This is a genomic window from Serratia sp. CoH_134_PS_4 (assembly GCF_058190535.1).
In genome coordinates this window covers 143,442-160,570 of sequence record NZ_JBXWKI010000008.1, presented here as the reverse complement: position 1 = coordinate 160,570, position 17,129 = coordinate 143,442, and the positions used below count along the sequence as shown (strand labels likewise).

Below are 17,129 nucleotides of genomic sequence, written 5' to 3'. Positions count from 1 at the left end.
TGCTCCTAGCGCCCCAAATAGACGTCGATCACTTGCTCGTCGGCCTGTACCTGCGCCAATGAACCTTCCGCCAAGACCCTGCCCTGATGCAGCACCGTCACGTGGTCGGCAATGGTTTCGACAAACCCCATGTCGTGTTCCACCACCATCAGCGAATGCTTGCCCGCCAACGTGCGGAACAGTTCGGCGGTATACTCGGTTTCCGCATCGGTCATGCCCGCCGCCGGCTCGTCGAGCAGCAGCAGATGCGGCTCCTGTACCAACAACATGCCGATCTCGAGAAACTGCTTTTGCCCGTGGGACAAGAGCCCGGCGAGACGGTGCCGCTCGTGGCCTAGCCGCAGGGTTTTCAGCATGTCGTCGATACGATCGCGCTGTTCGCTGCTCAGTCTGGCACGCAGGCAGGCCCATACCGACTTTTGGGTTTTCTGCGCAATTTCCAGATTTTCAAACACCGTCAGCGCCTCAAACACCGTGGGTTTTTGGAACTTGCGACCGATGCCTGCCTGAGCGATCTGCATCGGATCCAGCGCGGTCAGATCGACGGTTTGATCATAAAATACCTTACCGCTGTCCGGGCGGGTCTTGCCGGTGATCACGTCCATCAGCGTAGTTTTCCCCGCACCGTTAGGCCCGATCACGCAACGCAATTCCCCCACGCCAATCTGCAACGACAGGTCGCTCAGCGCACGAAAACCATCAAAGCTGACGTTGATCTTGTCGAGCAGCAGCACCGGGTCGGTTTGCTGGCGGTATTTATCTGCCGGTAGCGCTTGGGTAAAGAGTTCGTCAGTCATTTGCAGTGAATTCATTGTGACTTACCTCTGCGCAGTAACCCGATAACCCCTTTGGGCAGGAACAAGGTGACGACGATAAACATCAGGCCAAGGAAGAACTGCCAATACTCGGGAATCGCCATGGTGAACCAGCTCTTGGCGCCGTTGACAATACCGGCCCCCAGCAAGGGTCCCACCAAGGTACCGCGCCCGCCGAGCGCCACCCAGATGGCGGCTTCGATTGAGTTGGTCGGCGACATTTCGCCCGGATTGATAATCCCCACCTGCGGTACGTACAATGCCCCGGCCAACCCGCACAACACCGCCGACAGCGTCCAGACAAACAGCTTGAAGCCCTTTGGATCGTAACCACAAAACGTCAGGCGGTTTTCCGCATCGCGCACCGCCGTCAATACCCGGCCAAACTTACTGCGCGCCAGGGCAAAGCCGATCGCCAGACTGGCCACCAGCAGCACCACCGTCGTCAGAAACAGCGCCACCCGCGTGCCGGTCGCCGTGATCGGAAAGCCCAATAACGTAGTAAACCCGGTAAAGCCGTTGTTGCCGCCAAAGCCGGTTTCGTTACGGAAAAACAGCAACATACCGGCGTAGGTCAACGCCTGGGTCATGATGGAGAAATACACCCCTTTGATTTTTGAACGAAAAGCGAAGTAACCAAAAACGAAGGCGAGTACTCCAGGCACCAGCACGACCAGGCACAATGCCCAGGCGAAATACTGCGTACCGCTCCAAAACCACGGCAGCTCATTCCATGATAAGAACGCCATAAACCCCGGCAGGCCATCGCCCGCAGCCTGACGCATCAGGTACATGCCCATGGCATAACCGCCGAGGGCAAAAAACAGCCCATGCCCTAGCGACAGTAGCCCGGCATAACCCCAGACCAGATCAAGCGCCACGGCCACCACGGCATAGCACAGAATTTTGCCCACCAGGGTCAGGGTATAGGTGGACATTGCCAGCGGATTATCCGCCGGCAGTAGCGCAAGAAACGGCATGATTAACAGCGCCAGTAATACCAGCCCGCCGATGCCCAGCGCCAGCCGGGGTGCCTTTTGCACGCCGGTTACAGTCAATGGTTGGCTCATCAGTCGATCACCCTGCCTTTGAAGGCGAATAGCCCTTGAGGACGTTTTTGAATAAACAGAATAATCAGCACCAGGATCAGGATCTTACCCAGCACAGCGCCAATCTCCGGTTCAAGAATTTTGTTGACGATACCGAGACCAAAGGCCGCCACCACGGTACCCGCCAGTTGGCCGACGCCACCGAGCACCACCACCAGGAACGAGTCGATGATGTAACCCTGCCCCAGCTCGGGCCCGACATTGCCCAGCTGCGACAGTGCGACGCCCCCCAATCCGGCGATACCGGAACCCAAACCGAATGCCAGCATATCGACACGACCGGTGGGCACGCCGCAGCAAGCCGCCATCGCGCGATTTTGCGTCACGGCGCGCACGTTCATGCCAAGGCGAGTTTTATTCAGTAATAGCCAGGTGAGTACCAACACCAGTACCACGAACAGGATCACGGCAATGCGATTCCAGGGCAGCACCAGGTTCGGCAACAGCTGAATGCCCCCCGACAGCCAGGCCGGGTTGGCAACCTCTACGTTCTGTGCGCCAAACAACACCCGAACCCCTTGGATCAACACCAGACTGATCCCCCAGGTCGCCAGCAGGGTTTCCAACGGCCGACCATAAAGATGGCGGATCACCGTGCGTTCCAGCACCATACCTATACCGGCGGTGATAGCGAACGCCACCGGCAAGGCCACCAGCGGATACAGCGCCAGCCACTGCGGTGCGAACTGTTGAAACGCCCCCTGTACCAGATAAGCCGAGTAAGCGCCGAGCATCAGCATTTCGCCGTGCGCCATATTGATCACCCCCAGCAAGCCATAGGTGATCGCCAATCCGAGCGCCGCCAGCAACAGGATCGACCCCAGTGACAGCCCGGTAAACGCCTGGCCGATCAGATCGCCTAACATCAGCCGATGTTTCACGCTGCTCAGGCTTTTCAGCGCTTCGGCACGCACGGCGGCATCCGGCTCATGGGTGGCGTCAGTCATTACCTGTAACCGCGTCTGGGTTTCCGGATCGCCCGAACTGCCGAGCAACCGAACCGCATTAAGGCGCACCCCGGCATCGCTATCGGCAAGTTGCAGATTAGCCAACGCAATGCTTAACGCCTCGTGCACCCGGCTGTCTTTCTCCTGTGCCAGTCTCTGGCTCAGCAACGGCAGCTGATCGTTTTGCGCTTCACGCTGCAAGGCCTGGGCCGCCTGCAAACGCAGCGCAGGATCCTCGCTGACCAACCGGTGGGCCGACAGCGCGTTGGCGATCAGAATGCGCAGGCGGTTATTCAGCCACACTTTCTTTGGCACACCGGTCGGGGCCGCGGAGCCGTCCAACGGCTGATAACGATCGCCCTGCTGAGCAAAGGCATGTTTAGCCTCGTCGACCACCACGTTTTCCTGCTTCAGCGCCTGCAGTAACGGCAAGCGCGAAGCGTCCGGCGCGATCGCCCAGGCCTGCAATAATTTGGCCTGCTGCGTGCGGCTGGCCGCAACAAAATCATCGGCTGGGCCCGCCTGCGCGAACATGGGCAGGCAGCACAGCAATAACCACAGATGCCTGAGTGGGTTTGAAGATAAAGGTTTCATCAGATGTCTCGTCGCAATGGGGCATAGCTCAGTCAGCCCCCCGCCATCACGGGGGGCCAGGCATTACTTACCGCCTTTTACGGGGTAATCCGGTTTTTTGTCATTGCCGGGAATGTACGGGCTCCACGGCTGGGCACGTACCGGAGCATCGGTCTGCCATACCACGTTGAACTGACCGTTGCCCTCGATCTCACCGATCATCACCGGCTTGTGCAGATGGTGGTTGGTGGCATCCATGGTCAGGGTAAAGCCCGACGGCGCGGCGAAAGTCTGTCCGGCCATGGCGGCTCGCACCTTGTCAACGTCAGTCGTGCCGGCCTTCTCAACCGCCTGTGCCCACATATGGATGCCGACATAGGTGGCTTCCATCGGATCGTTGGTCACCGCGGTCGCGTAGTTCGGCAGATTGTGTGCCTTGGCATAGGCACGCCATTCGCTGACGAATTGCTTGTTGGTCGGGTTATCCACTGATTCAAAGTAGTTCCAGGCTGCCAGGTTGCCGACCAGCGGTTTGGTGTCGATACCGCGCAGCTCTTCCTCCCCGACCGAGAATGCAATCACCGGCACATCGGTGGCCTTAATCCCCTGATTAGCCAATTCTTTGTAGAACGGGACGTTGGAGTCCCCGTTGATGGTGGAGATCACCGCCGTTTTGCCACCGGCAGAGAATTTCTTGATGTTGGCGACAATGGTTTGGTAGTCGCTATAGCCGAACGGCGTATAAACCTCTTCGATATCTTTATCTTGAATGCCTTTCGAATGCAGGAAGGCACGCAGGATCTTATTGGTGGTACGCGGATACACATAGTCGGTACCCAACAAGAAGAAGCGTTTGGCTGAGCCGCCATCTTCGCTCAGCAGGTATTCCACCGCAGGAATCGCCTGCTGGTTAGGCGCCGCACCGGTGTAGAACACGTTGGGCGACATCTCTTCCCCTTCGTACTGCACCGGGTAGAACAGCAGGCCATTGAGCTCTTCGAATACCGGCAGCACGGATTTGCGCGACACCGAGGTCCAACAGCCAAACACCGCCGCCACCTTATCCTGGCTCAGCAACTGACGTGCCTTTTCGGCAAACAACGGCCAATTGGAGGCCGGATCAACCACCACCGCTTCCAGTTTTTTACCCAAAACGCCGCCTTTGGCATTGATGTCATCAATGGTCATCAGTGCCACGTCCTTGAGCGGCGTTTCAGAAATGGCCATGGTGCCGGACAGCGAACTGAGGATACCGACCTTAATGGTGTCGGCGGCTTGTGCGCTCCAGGCCATTCCCATTCCGACCATGGTGGCAGACAGCGCAAACGCTTTTATAAAGTGACGACGTTTCATATTCAAACTCCCGGTGAATGTTAGAAAACCAACCTTCTTTAAGAAAAACGCCCCTCTTGATGTCGAGTTGCAGCATGACCCGCCGCAGCACGAAAGACTGAGGGGTTATTGCTGAAGCCTTGCCTGATGCAGCATGTGCAGCGTTATTTTTCGTACCTCAGCCTTGCTGACGGCGATATGATTAGTGAGCAGCATTTGCGCCTCCCCGGTATGGTGTTGCAGGATCGCCCGTAAAATGGCGGCATGTTCGTTGTAGGTCGCTTCAACCCGGCTTGTCTGGGTGAAGTCCAGCCGGCGGATAATGCGGATCTTCTCGGTCAGGTCGCGATGAATACGCGCCATTTCGCCATTGCCCGCCGCGTCCACCAGCGCCATATGAAATTGCTCGTCGTGCAACGAAACCGTCTTGCCGTCTTCCAGCCGCGGCTCGTCGATCCAGAAGCGGGTGAGCCCCTCCAGTTGCAGCGGCATTGTCCCCGCAGGTCTCGCGCACAGGCGTTTGACTGCCTCACACTCCAGCACAATGCGCAGGTCATACAGCTCTTCGAAGTAAGCAAAATCGAACGGCCGCACCTGCCAACCACTGCGGAAATGCACCTCGACATACCCCTCACGCTCCAGCCAAAACAGGGCCTGCCGCACCGGCGTACGGCTGACGTCCATCCGTTGTGCAACCTCGTTTTCGCTAAAGCGGTCCCCCGGCAGCAGGTGGAAATCGAAAATATCGTCCTTGAGCTGGAGATAGATGCGCTCCGCCAACCCTTCTGGTCGCGCCTTACTGCGGCTATTAATGATTTGCATCACATTCCTCTCTGCGGGCGCAGCGTGCCACGCCCCGCGATCAATAAAGATGGCTAGCTGGCATGCTCCAACCACAGCAGTGCATCACCCGGCCCCACCGGCCGTCCCTGCCGGCAACTGATGCGCTTAATGACGCCGGCACGCGGGGCAGTGACCGCCAGCTCCATCTTCATTGCCTCAACCACAATCAGCGGCTGGCCGGCTTCCACGGTTTGGCCCGGCTCCACCAAAATTTTCCACACGTTGCCGTTCAGATCGGCGCTCACCAGATACCCATCGACCTCTTCTTCATCGTCCTGTGGCGGCAGCAGCTGTGCCTCGGCTTCCCCTTCCTCAGCCTGCCACCGCGTCACCTCGTGGTTAAACGCCTGCTGCTGGCGCTGTTGGAAGGCGCTGATATCCGCGGCGTTATCCGCCAGGAAACGGCGATACTCGGCAAAATCAAACACGCTGTCTTCGATGCGGATCTGAGCGCGCCCTTCACGGAAAGCCTCGCGTTGTTCATCCAGTTGCTGTTCGCTGACCGGGTAAAAGCGCACCTGGTCGAAGAAGTGCAGCAGCCAGGGTTCACCAGGGTTGAACTGAGGGTTTTTGAGGAATTTGTTCCAGATCGGCAGCGTGCGGCCAACCAGTTGATAGCCGCCCGGTGAGTCCATGCCATAGATGCACATGTACATGCCGCCGATGCCGACCGTGCCCTCGGCGGTATGGGTACGCGCGGGGTTGTACTTGGAACTGAGCAAGCGGTGGCGCGGGTCGATCGGGACCGCGCACGGCGCACCGAGGTAAACGTCACCCAGCCCGAGGATCAGGTAGCTGGCGTCAAAGATGATGTCGCGCACCTGTTCACGGGTGCCAAGCCCATTAATGCGCTGAATGAAATCGACGTTGTTGGGTAGCCAGGGCGCGGATGAACGCACCGTCTGCTGATAGCGCTCCACCGCCCCCAGCGTGGCAGAATCTTCAAACGCCATCGGCAGATAAACCGTGCGCGTCGGTACCTTCAACTGGCTGATATCACCCAGAGTCTCTTCACGCGCCAACAAGCGCTGGAGTAAATCGGCTTGGCCAAGGGTGCGGCTGTCGTAACGAATTTGCAGCGATCGTACGCCGGGTGACAGTTCCTCGACGCCGGGGATCGCGTCCTGCTTAAGCGACTGCATCAGCAGATGAATGCGCAGCCTCAGTGCCAGATCGAGCACGTTGTCACCGTACTCCAGCAAAATGTAGCCATCCCCGGCTTGACGATAAACCACTGCGGGACGGCTGTCGGTGGACGGTAACGCCGCCAGAATCGTGGCGGACGCGGTGATACCCGGTGTCAGATCCGGCGGTGCCAGAGTAATGGCCTTCACTGCGGCCAACGCTTCGATACTGCCGAGCTGTGCCTGCTCCAATGATTGCGCCTGTTTGAAACCGATCGGATGAAAACGGATGCGGTCGCCCGGCTTCACCTGACCGACCTTCCACAACTCAGCCTTGGCAATAGTCACCGGACAGACAAATCCCCCGAGGCTGGGCCCGTCACGGGTCAGGATCACTGGAAAATCGCCGGTGAAGTTAATCGCGCCAATAGCGTATTCGCAGTCGTGTACGTTGGACGGGTGTAACCCGGCTTCGCCGCCGTCTTGTCGTGCCCAGTCGGGTTTCGGCCCGGACAGGCGCACGCCCAGTCGGTTGGAGTTGTAATGCACCTGCCATTCGGCAGCAAAGAAGTTGTCGATAGATTCTGGGGTAAAGAAGTCCGGTGCGCCGTGAGGACCATACAGCACGCCAATGTTCCACACGTTGCCGTACTGCGGGATCAGGCTGTCATCCATTGCCTGCGGTGCGGCGATCGGTGCCGGAGTGGTAGAGGCCGCCAGCGCCGGCTGAGATACCGTCAGCATATCTGCCACGCGCAAGGTGCGCCCGGCGTGCCCACCAAACTGCCCCAGTGCGAATGTCGAACGGCTCCCTAAATACACCGGCACGTCAAAGCCGTTGCGTACCGCCAGATAACTGCGGCATCCGTGCTGAGCACGACCAAGCCGTAACACTTGCCCCGCCCTAACGGTTATCGGCTGCCAATAGGGCAAGGCTTCACCGTCCAAATCTGCCGGGCAGTCGGCACCGGTCAAGGCAATGGTGGCGTCACAATGGAAGCGTAGGGTTGGGCCCTGCAGGGTAAACTCCAACCCGGCAGCACTGGGGTGGTTGCCAACGATGCGGTTCGCCAACCGGAAGGCAAAATCGTCCATCGGCCCCGATGGCGGTACGCCGATATCCCAATAACCGAGGCGTCCTGGGTAATCCTGCACGCTGCTGTAGGTGCCCGGTTGCAACACTTCAATACTGCTGGGCTGGAAGCGGAAGCTGTCCAGCATTCGGGTCCACACGCTGCCGGTTTGGAATTCGGCCGTCGCGATCACCTGCCGCAGGTAATCCAAATTGGTGGCAATGCCGTGCAACCGGGTGGCATCCAGCGCTACCCGCATTTTCTCCAGCGCCTGTTGGCGATCGTCCCCATGAACAATCAACTTGGCGATCATCGGATCGTAAAAGGCTGACACCTCACTGCCGGTAGCCACCCAGCCGTCAACCCGCACAGACGCCGGGAAATACACGTCGGTCAAAACCCCTGGGCTAGGCTGGAAGTTCTTCAGCGGATCTTCCGCATAAATACGGACCTCAATAGACGCGCCCTGCGGTGGTCGTTGCAGCGCCGCCCAATCCAGCGCGTCACCCGCTGCCACCTGCAACATGCACTCAATCAGATCCAGCCCGGTCACCATCTCGGTGACGGGATGCTCCACCTGCAAACGGGTGTTCACCTCAAGGAAATAAAACTCGTCGCGCGCACCGTCGTAGATAAACTCTACGGTGCCTGCGCTGCGGTAATTGACCGAGGCCCCCAGTGCCACCGCCGCCTGATGTAACGCCTGACGGGTCGCCGCCGGCAGGTTCGGTGCGGGGGTTTCCTCCACCACCTTCTGGTTGCGTCGCTGCAAAGAACAGTCGCGCTCGCCGAGTGCCACCACCCAGCCCTGGCCGTCGCCAAAGATCTGTACTTCGACATGGCGTGCCTGATCGACAAAGCGTTCGATAAACGCCCCAGAGTCACGGAAGAATTGCTCGCCCAGCCGCTTCACACTGTCGTAGGCTTCACGCAACGCAGTTTCATCATCGCAGCGCGTCAAGCCGATACCGCCCCCTCCCGCGGTGCTTTTCAGCATCACCGGATAGCCAATATCTCTGGCGGCGTTAATCGCCTCTTCAATACTGCCCAACAAACCGGTACCTGGCGTCATCGGCACCTGTGCCACCGCCGCCAATTCACGCGCCCGGTGTTTCAGGCCAAACTCGCGAATTTGCGCCGCAGTTGGGCCAATGAACGCGATGCCCGCCGCTTCGCAAGCCTCGGCAAACTCCGCGCTTTCAGACAGAAAGCCGTAGCCGGGGTAGATCGCCTGCGCGCCAGTTTCTCTCGCCGCCGTCAGGATCTTGTCGATGCACAGGTAACTGTCATTCGCCTTTTCGCCGCCGAGTGGCACCGCCAGATCGGCTTCTGTTACGTGCGGCGCATTGCGATCGGCGTCGGAGTATACCGCTACGCTGATGACCCCCAAACGCTTCAGGGTGCGGATCGCGCGGCAGGCAATTTCACCGCGGTTGGCGATTAATACGGTAGTAAACATGATGTATTCCTCATAGGACCAAAGAGCGATACCCAATAGCTTTCAGGCTGTGGCCAGGCGCAAACAGGGACATCCCCCAGACGCTCACTCAGGGAAGTGACTGGGGTGTGTCTGCGCAGCCAACAACGCCACGGTTTGAAAGATGAAGGGTATAGTTGCGCCAACCGCCGAATTCAGTGATGTCCATGGCGCCCTGCAGCGCCCAGGGTTCGCAGATAAAGCCTTTCACCCGACGTCCGTCCGCCAGCAGTAGCGTGCCAATGCCCAGCGGTGCGGGGATCTCCGCCACGAACTCGCCAAAGCGTGCCAACGGGATATCCCACAGCTCGACGCGGATGGCCGCCCCCTGCTCAGCCTTAACCAACCCCGGTTTGGGCGGCTGAGTATTGGCCAGCGCGTAGAGGCGGTAGCAAGGTGCGGTGGTGGTGTGCTCTACGAAGGTCGCCGATCGCTGCGTGAGCTGGAAATTCAGGGGCATATCGCTAAGGTGCGCACCGACCACCGCCACACGCACATGCTGGCTCGATGACGCCAAAGGTTGAGAAGGAGACAACAAGCGATCTGTCGCACCAAGCGGCAGATCCTGTGCCTGCTGCCAGCGCAGGCCGAACGCTGCCAGCGCCCGGTCGTGCCAGGCAGGCGCGACCAGTGTGATTCCCGCAGGCAAACCGTCATCACGCATCGGTGCTGGCAGTGCCAGTGCGCTCAGATCGGCCAGGTTGGTGAAATTGGTGTAGGTCCCGAATTGCGAATTGAACAACACCGGTTCTTGTTCCATTTCCGCTAAGGTGCGGATGGTCGGTGAAGTCGGCACCACTAGCGCGTCGAAGGCGGCAAGCCGTTGCCCGATCTGCCGTGCTAATTCAGCACGGAGATACTCCGCTTTGTAAGCATCACAGGCGCTGTACTTCAGGCCGTTATTGACGATACCGCGAACCACCGGGTTGATGGCCTGCGGGTCAGCGCTCAGCATGGCTTCGACCGCGACGGTACGTTCCGCCACCCAGGGGCCGTAATACAGCTGCTCTGCCAGGACACGAAACGGCGTAAAATCGAGCCTTTCCAGCGTTACACCGCAGCGTTGCAACTGCACCAACGCCCGTTGAAATGCCTGCTCGGCTTGTACATCGCCGAAAAACTCAAGCTGGGCAGGCACCGCAAAACGGGGGGCAGCGGGAAGATCCGCCGGGGCGGTCTGGGGATGAGTGCGAGAGTAAGCATCGGCAGGGTCATAACCCCCCGCCAGTTCAGCCACCAGCGCGGCGTCCGCCACTGTCAGGGCAAATACCGAGACGGTGTCATTCAACCGACACGCGGGGACGACGCCACGGTTCGACAACCATCCCTTGGTGGGTTTTAGGCCAACAATATTGTTGAACCCTGCCGGCACACGCCCGGAACCCGCCGTGTCGGTACCCAGTGAGAACGGCAGCAAACCGCGAGCCACCACCGAGGCCGACCCGGAACTGGAGCCACCGCTGACATAGCGGCTATCGAAACTGTTAACCACCGCGCCATGCGGTGAGCGGGTGCCTACCAGGCCTGTAGCAAACTGATCAAGATTGGTTTTGCCGATAACAATGGCACCCGCTGCGCACAGATTGGCGACGACGGTAGCGTCAGCTGCCGCCTGATAAGCGAACTCCGGGCAGGCTGCGGTCGTCGGCCAGCCGCCAACGTCGATATTGTCTTTGACAGCAAACGGCACACCAAACAGCGGCAGGCGGCTAATATCGCCGGCAACGGCTTCAAGCTGCTGCGCCAATCGTTGGCATTGCGCCTCGCGTTGTGCCGCATCGGCAAGATACAGCCAGGCGTTATCCTCTGTCGGCAGGCCCGCAACCAATGCGGCCAACGTGGCTCGCACACAAGCCATCCGCTCGCCAGCCGAGTGGGTGTGATAATGATGCTGCCATTCAGTAAGGGTGAAACCGCGCAGGTTAACAGACTGGGTCATTGGCTGAATTCCATCTAGTACACAAGATGGGATTCACCAGAGCAACTGGCGTGCCAATTTTTAATTGGCTGATTCCAATAAGTTATAATTGAAACTTATGGCTAAAGATTAAAAAACCTGCACCAACGACGCACAACTGGCGAGCAAAAAAGGTGCAGCAACGCTTCTATTTTAGTGTTTGTTGTGTCGCAACCTGAGCGCGTTGAATTAACCACAAAATTGTTCTGTTTCATTGTCACGCAACGTTGTATCTCCCGACGATGAGACAAGCCAACTGGATGCCCTTGCCAAACAACACGACGCAAGCCATTAACTTACTGACTTGCGGCGGCGGTAACGGCGGTGGCCTGCGCGTCAGTACCGTTCTGTTTCGCTGCTAACCCCCTTCCAAGGAGCCATACCATGACATCACTTAATCATTTGTTGGTCAAAACCGCAGTTGGGCAGTCCAACAGCACGGTGATTATCGATTGCGAAGGGATTAATTATCTGGACGACGACATCCGCACCATACTCAACGAATACCGGCAAACACCAGTAGGAAAGCAGATCTGCATCAGTCTGCATCCGCCAACAAATATTCTGGTACGTGATGCATCCTAGGTTAGACCTCAGGGTATAGAGCCTAAAGGGAAAATCTTACTGCCATACTATCTCGCGGACTTTCATCGCGGGTGGCAATAGTCCAAAGGCATAAAACGATCGGCTATCGCCTGCTGCTGGTGAATAATATGAACAACGGTGCAGTGATCTTTGCCACTGCACCGTTTTTTAATCAGCGATTTGCTTTAGCCTTGCCTGCGCAATACCTCCTTCATCTGCAAGGCTGGTGAAGGAATCGCTGTCTGAGGATATAATGGTGGGCAATCCCTGCTCCCAACATCACGGTAAGGTTCTTCTTAATCAGGTCGACGGTAAACATTGCACCCAAGTTTGACGTTCGTAGACAATACTCTTATTCATTCCTGCCGTATCCAGCCATACCGACCGGGGCAATATAGAACATTTCTCAGGTTTGGTGGAAGTCGGCATATTGCATTCCTCGTGATAATTTTCACAACATCGAGTACATGTCCAAGGCATAGAATCCACACATAACCTAATCACTTATTTAAGACATCACTAATACAATCGTGAACTGCTATACCTGAGTTATTTTAACAAACACTCACCTATTAATTCATATCTAGTTAAATATCCTTACCAAGTAGTTAAAGCAATTCGCCTCCAGGTATTTTCCGCAGTACATACATAGAAAAACGCTGAGTCGGCAGACCATTGCCCCACTTTACCATTTGCTGTCGAAGACGCAGGAATCGCAACTCTTACGCCAACTGGATTACCGTTAACATTCGCAGAGTCATAAATATTTAATACCTTTATATGACCAGAAGAGAACTGATTAGTTACCCCACCAATAGGGTAAACTCCATTTCCCGACGGATAAACACCAGTATCAGAGACCGTTAGTTGCTTTGTGTATAAGCCATTCCATTTGAATAAAGGCTGTCCTAAAGAAGTAGCAATATCTTTCTGCGGTGATATATCCGCAGGAGAAATATTCACGCCACTGGCGGTAGTATTGTTATTAGCACCGAGGGTAAACTTAGGAGCAAAGCTGATTAAAGAAGCCCCATCCTGAGCCAACCTGATCCCTGGTTCAAATCCTTGAAGGTTATTCCCCGGAGAGATCCCCCCAAAGTAATGATAGTTAGTATTACCTCCCCTTGCCGCATAGAATAAGCTATCTGAGTCAGCCTTTATCCCATGAAAAATAGCAGGAAAAGAGCCATTACTGGCCCTATCGGCTAAAGACCAAGGAAGTTGCCTTGGGGCAATGTCAGAGATTGATGAGTTTGTAAACTTTAAAGTATTGCTCATCATGTTATCAAACACAAATGCCGCGGCAATACCGTTTTCCGGCTCTGCCGCTACGTTATAAGTTGTGTTGTTAACATTATAGTAACCGCCTCTAAACTCAAAGGTACTTCCATCACTCTGAAGAATGGTATCGCCTTCACAAGTAAACTGACCTAATAGATTATCTGTGTTAGTCTTGGTGACTTTTATTGCTGTAGCTCCAACTCCACCAAACATATGTATATAACAGAAACCATTGTACCATCTAGCTCTGTTTGTGTTTCCTTTCAACTCCAAACCAACACCAGCATCTGTGTTTATACCACCATCACCCGGATCACCAGAAATTTTAATCTGACACTGAATTTCATGGAAACCTACTCCGTGGAAGGATGCATCGCCTCCATTACTCTCCATTAATATATTAGATAGACCTCTATGGAACCTACAAGAATGGAAGCTTACAAATTCAGTGAATGCTCTAGCATAACCATTCAACAGATGTAAATTAACAAAAAACTTCATAATAAGAAGCCTTTCATGCCTCATAAAGCAAGAACCATTGATTCTATAACCAATGCCCGTATATAAATAACCTTTAATCGGTGTAATAGTTAAATCACTTATATATCTATTTGTGTGAATACCTGAGCCGCCTTTAGCCTCAAAACAAGCGTGATCGTTGGACGTAGGCTTAAAGAAGAATTTTGTACTAATCCAATTTTCACCTTCTACTGCGACCCCTTTGTCTCCAGTATAATTACTACCACCCAGATTTAAAGTATCTGTAATATAATAATTACCAGCAGGAACATAGATTTTCTTGTAGCCTCGATTAATTGCGTATGTGATAGCATCTTTAAATGCTTGAGTATCATCTGTCCCTACGCCCGTTGTATCATCCCAATCCCCCTTAGCTCCGAACATCTGAGGAGTAATTTGAGTAACCCCCTCATTCGGAAATGTATATTGAATTAGTCTATTGCCAACCACTCCCGCTATGGTAGAAGTGATAGATTTAAAAGCACAATCCCAAGAGTTCTTGCCAATGATAGTCGTTTCGTTAAAAGCACCACCTAATTCAAGTGCTCTTATAGGCGAAGCTAGTTGGATAACATTCCCTTCAATAATGGAATTTGCCCCATTTAAGAACCTGATATAACCAAATCCAGAGTCAGAAATTTTATTTCCTGAGAATACTGTGCGTTCGCCATATAGTTTAATCCATATCTGAGTCGTGGTCAGACCGGAGTCTGTAATCTTGTTTCCGGTGATAACACAACTATTTGTAAACAAAGCAACCTTACAGTTATTAATAACATTACCAGTAATAGTAGCTTCAGTTGCTGCAATACCATTAAAAGATGAAGTACCCGACGTACCACAAGAGCTCAAGAAGTTATTAGAAATAACAGATTCAGTTACAGAAATATTAGAGTCACCATGATAGTCTATACCATTTTCAATGGTATCTTCAATATGGTTCCCAACAATCCTAGAGTTCTGAGTTTTAATTTTTGTCGGGTTATTTACTAGAGAGTAATCAATTTGAATACCAAACCTCTCAATAGTTTTTATGTAATTATTAGAGATACTAACATCACTAATACCGCATAGTGAAACACCATAGCTAGTATTAACAATATGATTATTAGCAATTGTCAGATTAGTAAATGAATAAAGCGTTCCAGTAACTTCATTATTTAAAGTCACCCCACCGCCTCTTTGAGTATGTCCAGCACCTGCTGGTTTAGATGGCTTATGCCCATCATGAATGTGATTATTTATAATAAAAATGTCGTATGCATCTCTATTAACACCAGTTTTAAGAAGAATGCCATCACCTTGGTGATTAGTCATTTCATTATTCTGCACCGTGATGTAGCGACCTCCACGAATAGCCATAGGCTCTTCGCCTAAATCTTTAAAAAGGTTATTTTCGATGGTAACAGAAGTACAATCAGAAAGACCTAAGGCATCAGTATGCATACTGATAACACAATTTCTCACAGTGAAATTTTCACATTTCAAGAAAGCCATACCTGTACAAGCACGAGTAGCATACCACCAAATAGGATCAGCATCTTTCTCTGTAATCTTTCTCGTTACTCTTAAATCCTCCACAATAAAATTAGATTGTTCAACCGTGTTAAAAATACTTATTTGAGGTGTATCATCATCTAGATGAATTTCACCACCACCATAAATATGACAGTTACTTGGAATCTGTAATGGTTGCCACAAATCCCCCAAAGTCAATCTATAAGTATTTGCCATTCTAATCTGGATCTTGTTTATAGATTTAGCAGATTCAATAGCAACTTTAGCTAACAACGTTTTTAAAGGGATACTATCATCAGACGCACCATCACCTACAGCACCAAACTGTTCAGGCGTATACTCTAAAATTTCATCAGGTAATCCACTGTCATCACTTACTAATTTCATATTATCTCCTAACATTTCTTCATTCTTATTGGTTGCTGCTTCAGTTTGTTTATACGAATCAATTGTCCCCTGTATTGAATCAGATTGGCTGACGTTATTATCGTCAATAGCAGCAGTGCTTGCTTTAACCAATAGTTCTTCTCTTGAAATTCTAGTCATTGAGTGACTCCTTATGGTTTACGTTATAATCAACATTGAACGAACCATGACAAAGTAACTGGGCAGGCGGTGCGATCACAATCTGATGCTGATGGCTGGTGGCCCATACAACAACATGCTGCAGGGACAGAAAGAAAAAAGGCGCAATCTTGCGATTACGCCTTAATCAACAGCACTGTGTTATTTATTTTATGCGGCGAAGGCGTTGTGCCCGGCCCTCTCAACCATCAATACGATAAAATACAGTTTAGAACGCAGATCCCACTGATTGAGCGGTTTAGCCTGAATGATATAGTCGGTAATTTGCTATTCAACAGAAAGAATATTGCCGTAATTATACAGCCAGCCTTCTTGGTATTTACGTACACCCAACATCACACTTTGAAAACAGGCGGCATAAATATTGTTCCACACTTCACCGGTGGGAAAAAATTTATCGCCCTTAAAGTGCCCCTGGTAGCCGTGGGCAATTTCATGCAGGCTACCCCAGTTATTATCTTTCGCCGTCAACCAGAAGCTGCTGACTGACGGGGTACTTTCTGCGGTCCAACTGCCCCCATAATACGCTGCGCCTGCTCCATTTTTATCAGCCTTAATAAAATATCTGTTTTTTATATTACGACTCGAATCTTCTTCAGCCTCAAAAGAAATGCCTGCCAGCGCATTATAAAATGTGAAGATACGTTCGTCATAGGCGATCAGGCCGTCAATATTTTTTGCTTCTCCCAACGACTTCAAATCATTTTTACTGACTTTAGGGACCAAGAGCGTGGCATATTCGGAATCAACGAGCGAAAATTCGGCATCCTGCGCATCCCAACGCGCAAAAAATGCCGCTTCATTTTCACCTTTGCGGTAGACTGGTAAGGCTTTGGCCGTCTCTGGGGAGTCGAACTCCACGGCGGGCGCGCCCGCGACATAAGGCGTATCAATAAAAGGCACCGAGACGGCATTGACACGTGCTTCAACCCACTCGCTACCCACGTTGAATTCGGCCTCCGTTTTATTATCATCATTTAACAAACGCAGCTTTAGCTTCGCGGTAAATGCAGTATTAGTCTGGCGTACGCGCAACACCTGCCCCGCAGGGAGAATAATCCCCAGATGCTGACGATCGTGACCAATCCCTTTACTCATTCCCGCTGCATCTAACCATTCCGGTCTTGGCAACGTATAAAGTGATTTTGATTGCGCGATAGTTGGCATTTTTTAATTCCTCACAGTGGTTTTTCATATCACTGACCATGAGAAATTAACCGGGAATTATCGTAAGAACGAACAGCGAGGCATGGCTGAGCCACCACACAACAAAAACAGACGTATTGTTGATAATATATCCCTGCGCTTCAGTATAAATGAATAACATTAGCCTCAATAAAACCAGAGAGAGACAGTGTAAAACTGAACGTCATTTTGCGTCTTTTCTTCTG

Annotated in this window: 10 protein-coding genes; 1 reads left to right on the top strand and 9 read right to left on the bottom strand. The window is 53.1% G+C overall.

Annotated features, from left to right (window positions below):
* Window positions 1–5: 5 nt before the first annotated feature.
* The 7 genes from urtD to atzF form a co-directional block, all read right to left on the bottom strand.
* Entirely contained in the window at window positions 6–812 is an 807-nt protein-coding gene (gene urtD / locus AC2FCQ_RS14540) for an urea ABC transporter ATP-binding protein UrtD (protein WP_265556300.1), read from the bottom strand.
* Window positions 809–1,885: an urea ABC transporter permease subunit UrtC gene (gene urtC, locus AC2FCQ_RS14535; RefSeq protein ID WP_209632295.1), complete on the bottom strand. Its 1,077-nt coding sequence runs from the start codon at window positions 1,883–1,885 to the stop codon at window positions 809–811. The genes urtD and urtC overlap by 4 nt, the downstream gene beginning before the upstream one ends.
* On the bottom strand, window positions 1,885–3,465 hold the full coding sequence (gene urtB / locus AC2FCQ_RS14530; protein ID WP_209632294.1) for an urea ABC transporter permease subunit UrtB: 1,581 nt from the start codon (window positions 3,463–3,465) through the stop codon (window positions 1,885–1,887). Before urtB ends, urtC begins: the two co-directional genes overlap by 1 nt.
* Window positions 3,466–3,528: 63 nt before the next feature.
* Window positions 3,529–4,797: an urea ABC transporter substrate-binding protein gene (urtA, locus tag AC2FCQ_RS14525; RefSeq protein ID WP_209632293.1), complete on the bottom strand. Its 1,269-nt coding sequence runs from the start codon at window positions 4,795–4,797 to the stop codon at window positions 3,529–3,531.
* Between the two features lie 105 nt (window positions 4,798–4,902).
* Window positions 4,903–5,598 (bottom strand): GntR family transcriptional regulator, encoded by a 696-nt coding sequence (locus AC2FCQ_RS14520; protein WP_490308541.1) that lies wholly within the window; start codon window positions 5,596–5,598, stop codon window positions 4,903–4,905.
* Between the two features lie 53 nt (window positions 5,599–5,651).
* The gene (uca, locus tag AC2FCQ_RS14515; RefSeq protein ID WP_490308542.1) at window positions 5,652–9,275 is read right to left on the bottom strand and encodes an urea carboxylase; all 3,624 of its coding nucleotides are present in this window, start codon (window positions 9,273–9,275) and stop codon (window positions 5,652–5,654) included.
* Window positions 9,276–9,363: 88 nt separating this feature from the next.
* Window positions 9,364–11,232, bottom strand: coding sequence for an allophanate hydrolase (atzF, locus tag AC2FCQ_RS14510; protein ID WP_490308543.1), 1,869 nt, complete (start codon window positions 11,230–11,232; stop codon window positions 9,364–9,366).
* A gap of 402 nt (window positions 11,233–11,634) precedes the next feature.
* Here atzF and AC2FCQ_RS14505 point away from each other — a divergent pair, with 402 nt between their 5' ends.
* Window positions 11,635–11,835: a hypothetical protein gene (locus tag AC2FCQ_RS14505; RefSeq protein WP_490308544.1), complete on the top strand. Its 201-nt coding sequence runs from the start codon at window positions 11,635–11,637 to the stop codon at window positions 11,833–11,835.
* Window positions 11,836–12,432: 597 nt separating this feature from the next.
* On the opposite strand, the gene AC2FCQ_RS14500 is transcribed toward AC2FCQ_RS14505, so the two are convergent.
* Together AC2FCQ_RS14500 and AC2FCQ_RS14495 are read right to left on the bottom strand one after the other, a co-directional pair.
* On the bottom strand, window positions 12,433–15,699 hold the full coding sequence (locus AC2FCQ_RS14500) for a right-handed parallel beta-helix repeat-containing protein (RefSeq protein ID WP_490308545.1): 3,267 nt from the start codon (window positions 15,697–15,699) through the stop codon (window positions 12,433–12,435).
* A 306-nt stretch (window positions 15,700–16,005) separates the two neighbouring features.
* On the bottom strand, window positions 16,006–16,905 hold the full coding sequence (locus AC2FCQ_RS14495; RefSeq protein WP_490308546.1) for a M60 family metallopeptidase: 900 nt from the start codon (window positions 16,903–16,905) through the stop codon (window positions 16,006–16,008).
* Window positions 16,906–17,129 lie beyond the last annotated feature (224 nt).

Bases quoted from the DNA above. Each gene is read 5' to 3' on its own strand.
- urtC (WP_209632295.1), bottom strand. From the start codon at position 1,885: ATGAGCCAACCATTGACTGTAACCGGCGTGCAAAAGGCACCCCGGCTG.
- AC2FCQ_RS14520 (WP_490308541.1), bottom strand. From the start codon at position 5,598: ATGCAAATCATTAATAGCCGCAGTAAGGCGCGACCAGAAGGGTTGGCG.
- uca (WP_490308542.1), bottom strand. From the start codon at position 9,275: ATGTTTACTACCGTATTAATCGCCAACCGCGGTGAAATTGCCTGCCGC.
- AC2FCQ_RS14505 (WP_490308544.1), top strand. From the start codon at position 11,635: ATGACATCACTTAATCATTTGTTGGTCAAAACCGCAGTTGGGCAGTCC.
- atzF (WP_490308543.1), bottom strand. From the start codon at position 11,232: ATGACCCAGTCTGTTAACCTGCGCGGTTTCACCCTTACTGAATGGCAG.
- AC2FCQ_RS14495 (WP_490308546.1), bottom strand. From the start codon at position 16,905: ATGCCAACTATCGCGCAATCAAAATCACTTTATACGTTGCCAAGACCG.
- urtB (WP_209632294.1), bottom strand. From the start codon at position 3,465: ATGAAACCTTTATCTTCAAACCCACTCAGGCATCTGTGGTTATTGCTG.
- urtA (WP_209632293.1), bottom strand. From the start codon at position 4,797: ATGAAACGTCGTCACTTTATAAAAGCGTTTGCGCTGTCTGCCACCATG.
- AC2FCQ_RS14500 (WP_490308545.1), bottom strand. From the start codon at position 15,699: ATGACTAGAATTTCAAGAGAAGAACTATTGGTTAAAGCAAGCACTGCT.
- urtD (WP_265556300.1), bottom strand. From the start codon at position 812: ATGAATTCACTGCAAATGACTGACGAACTCTTTACCCAAGCGCTACCG.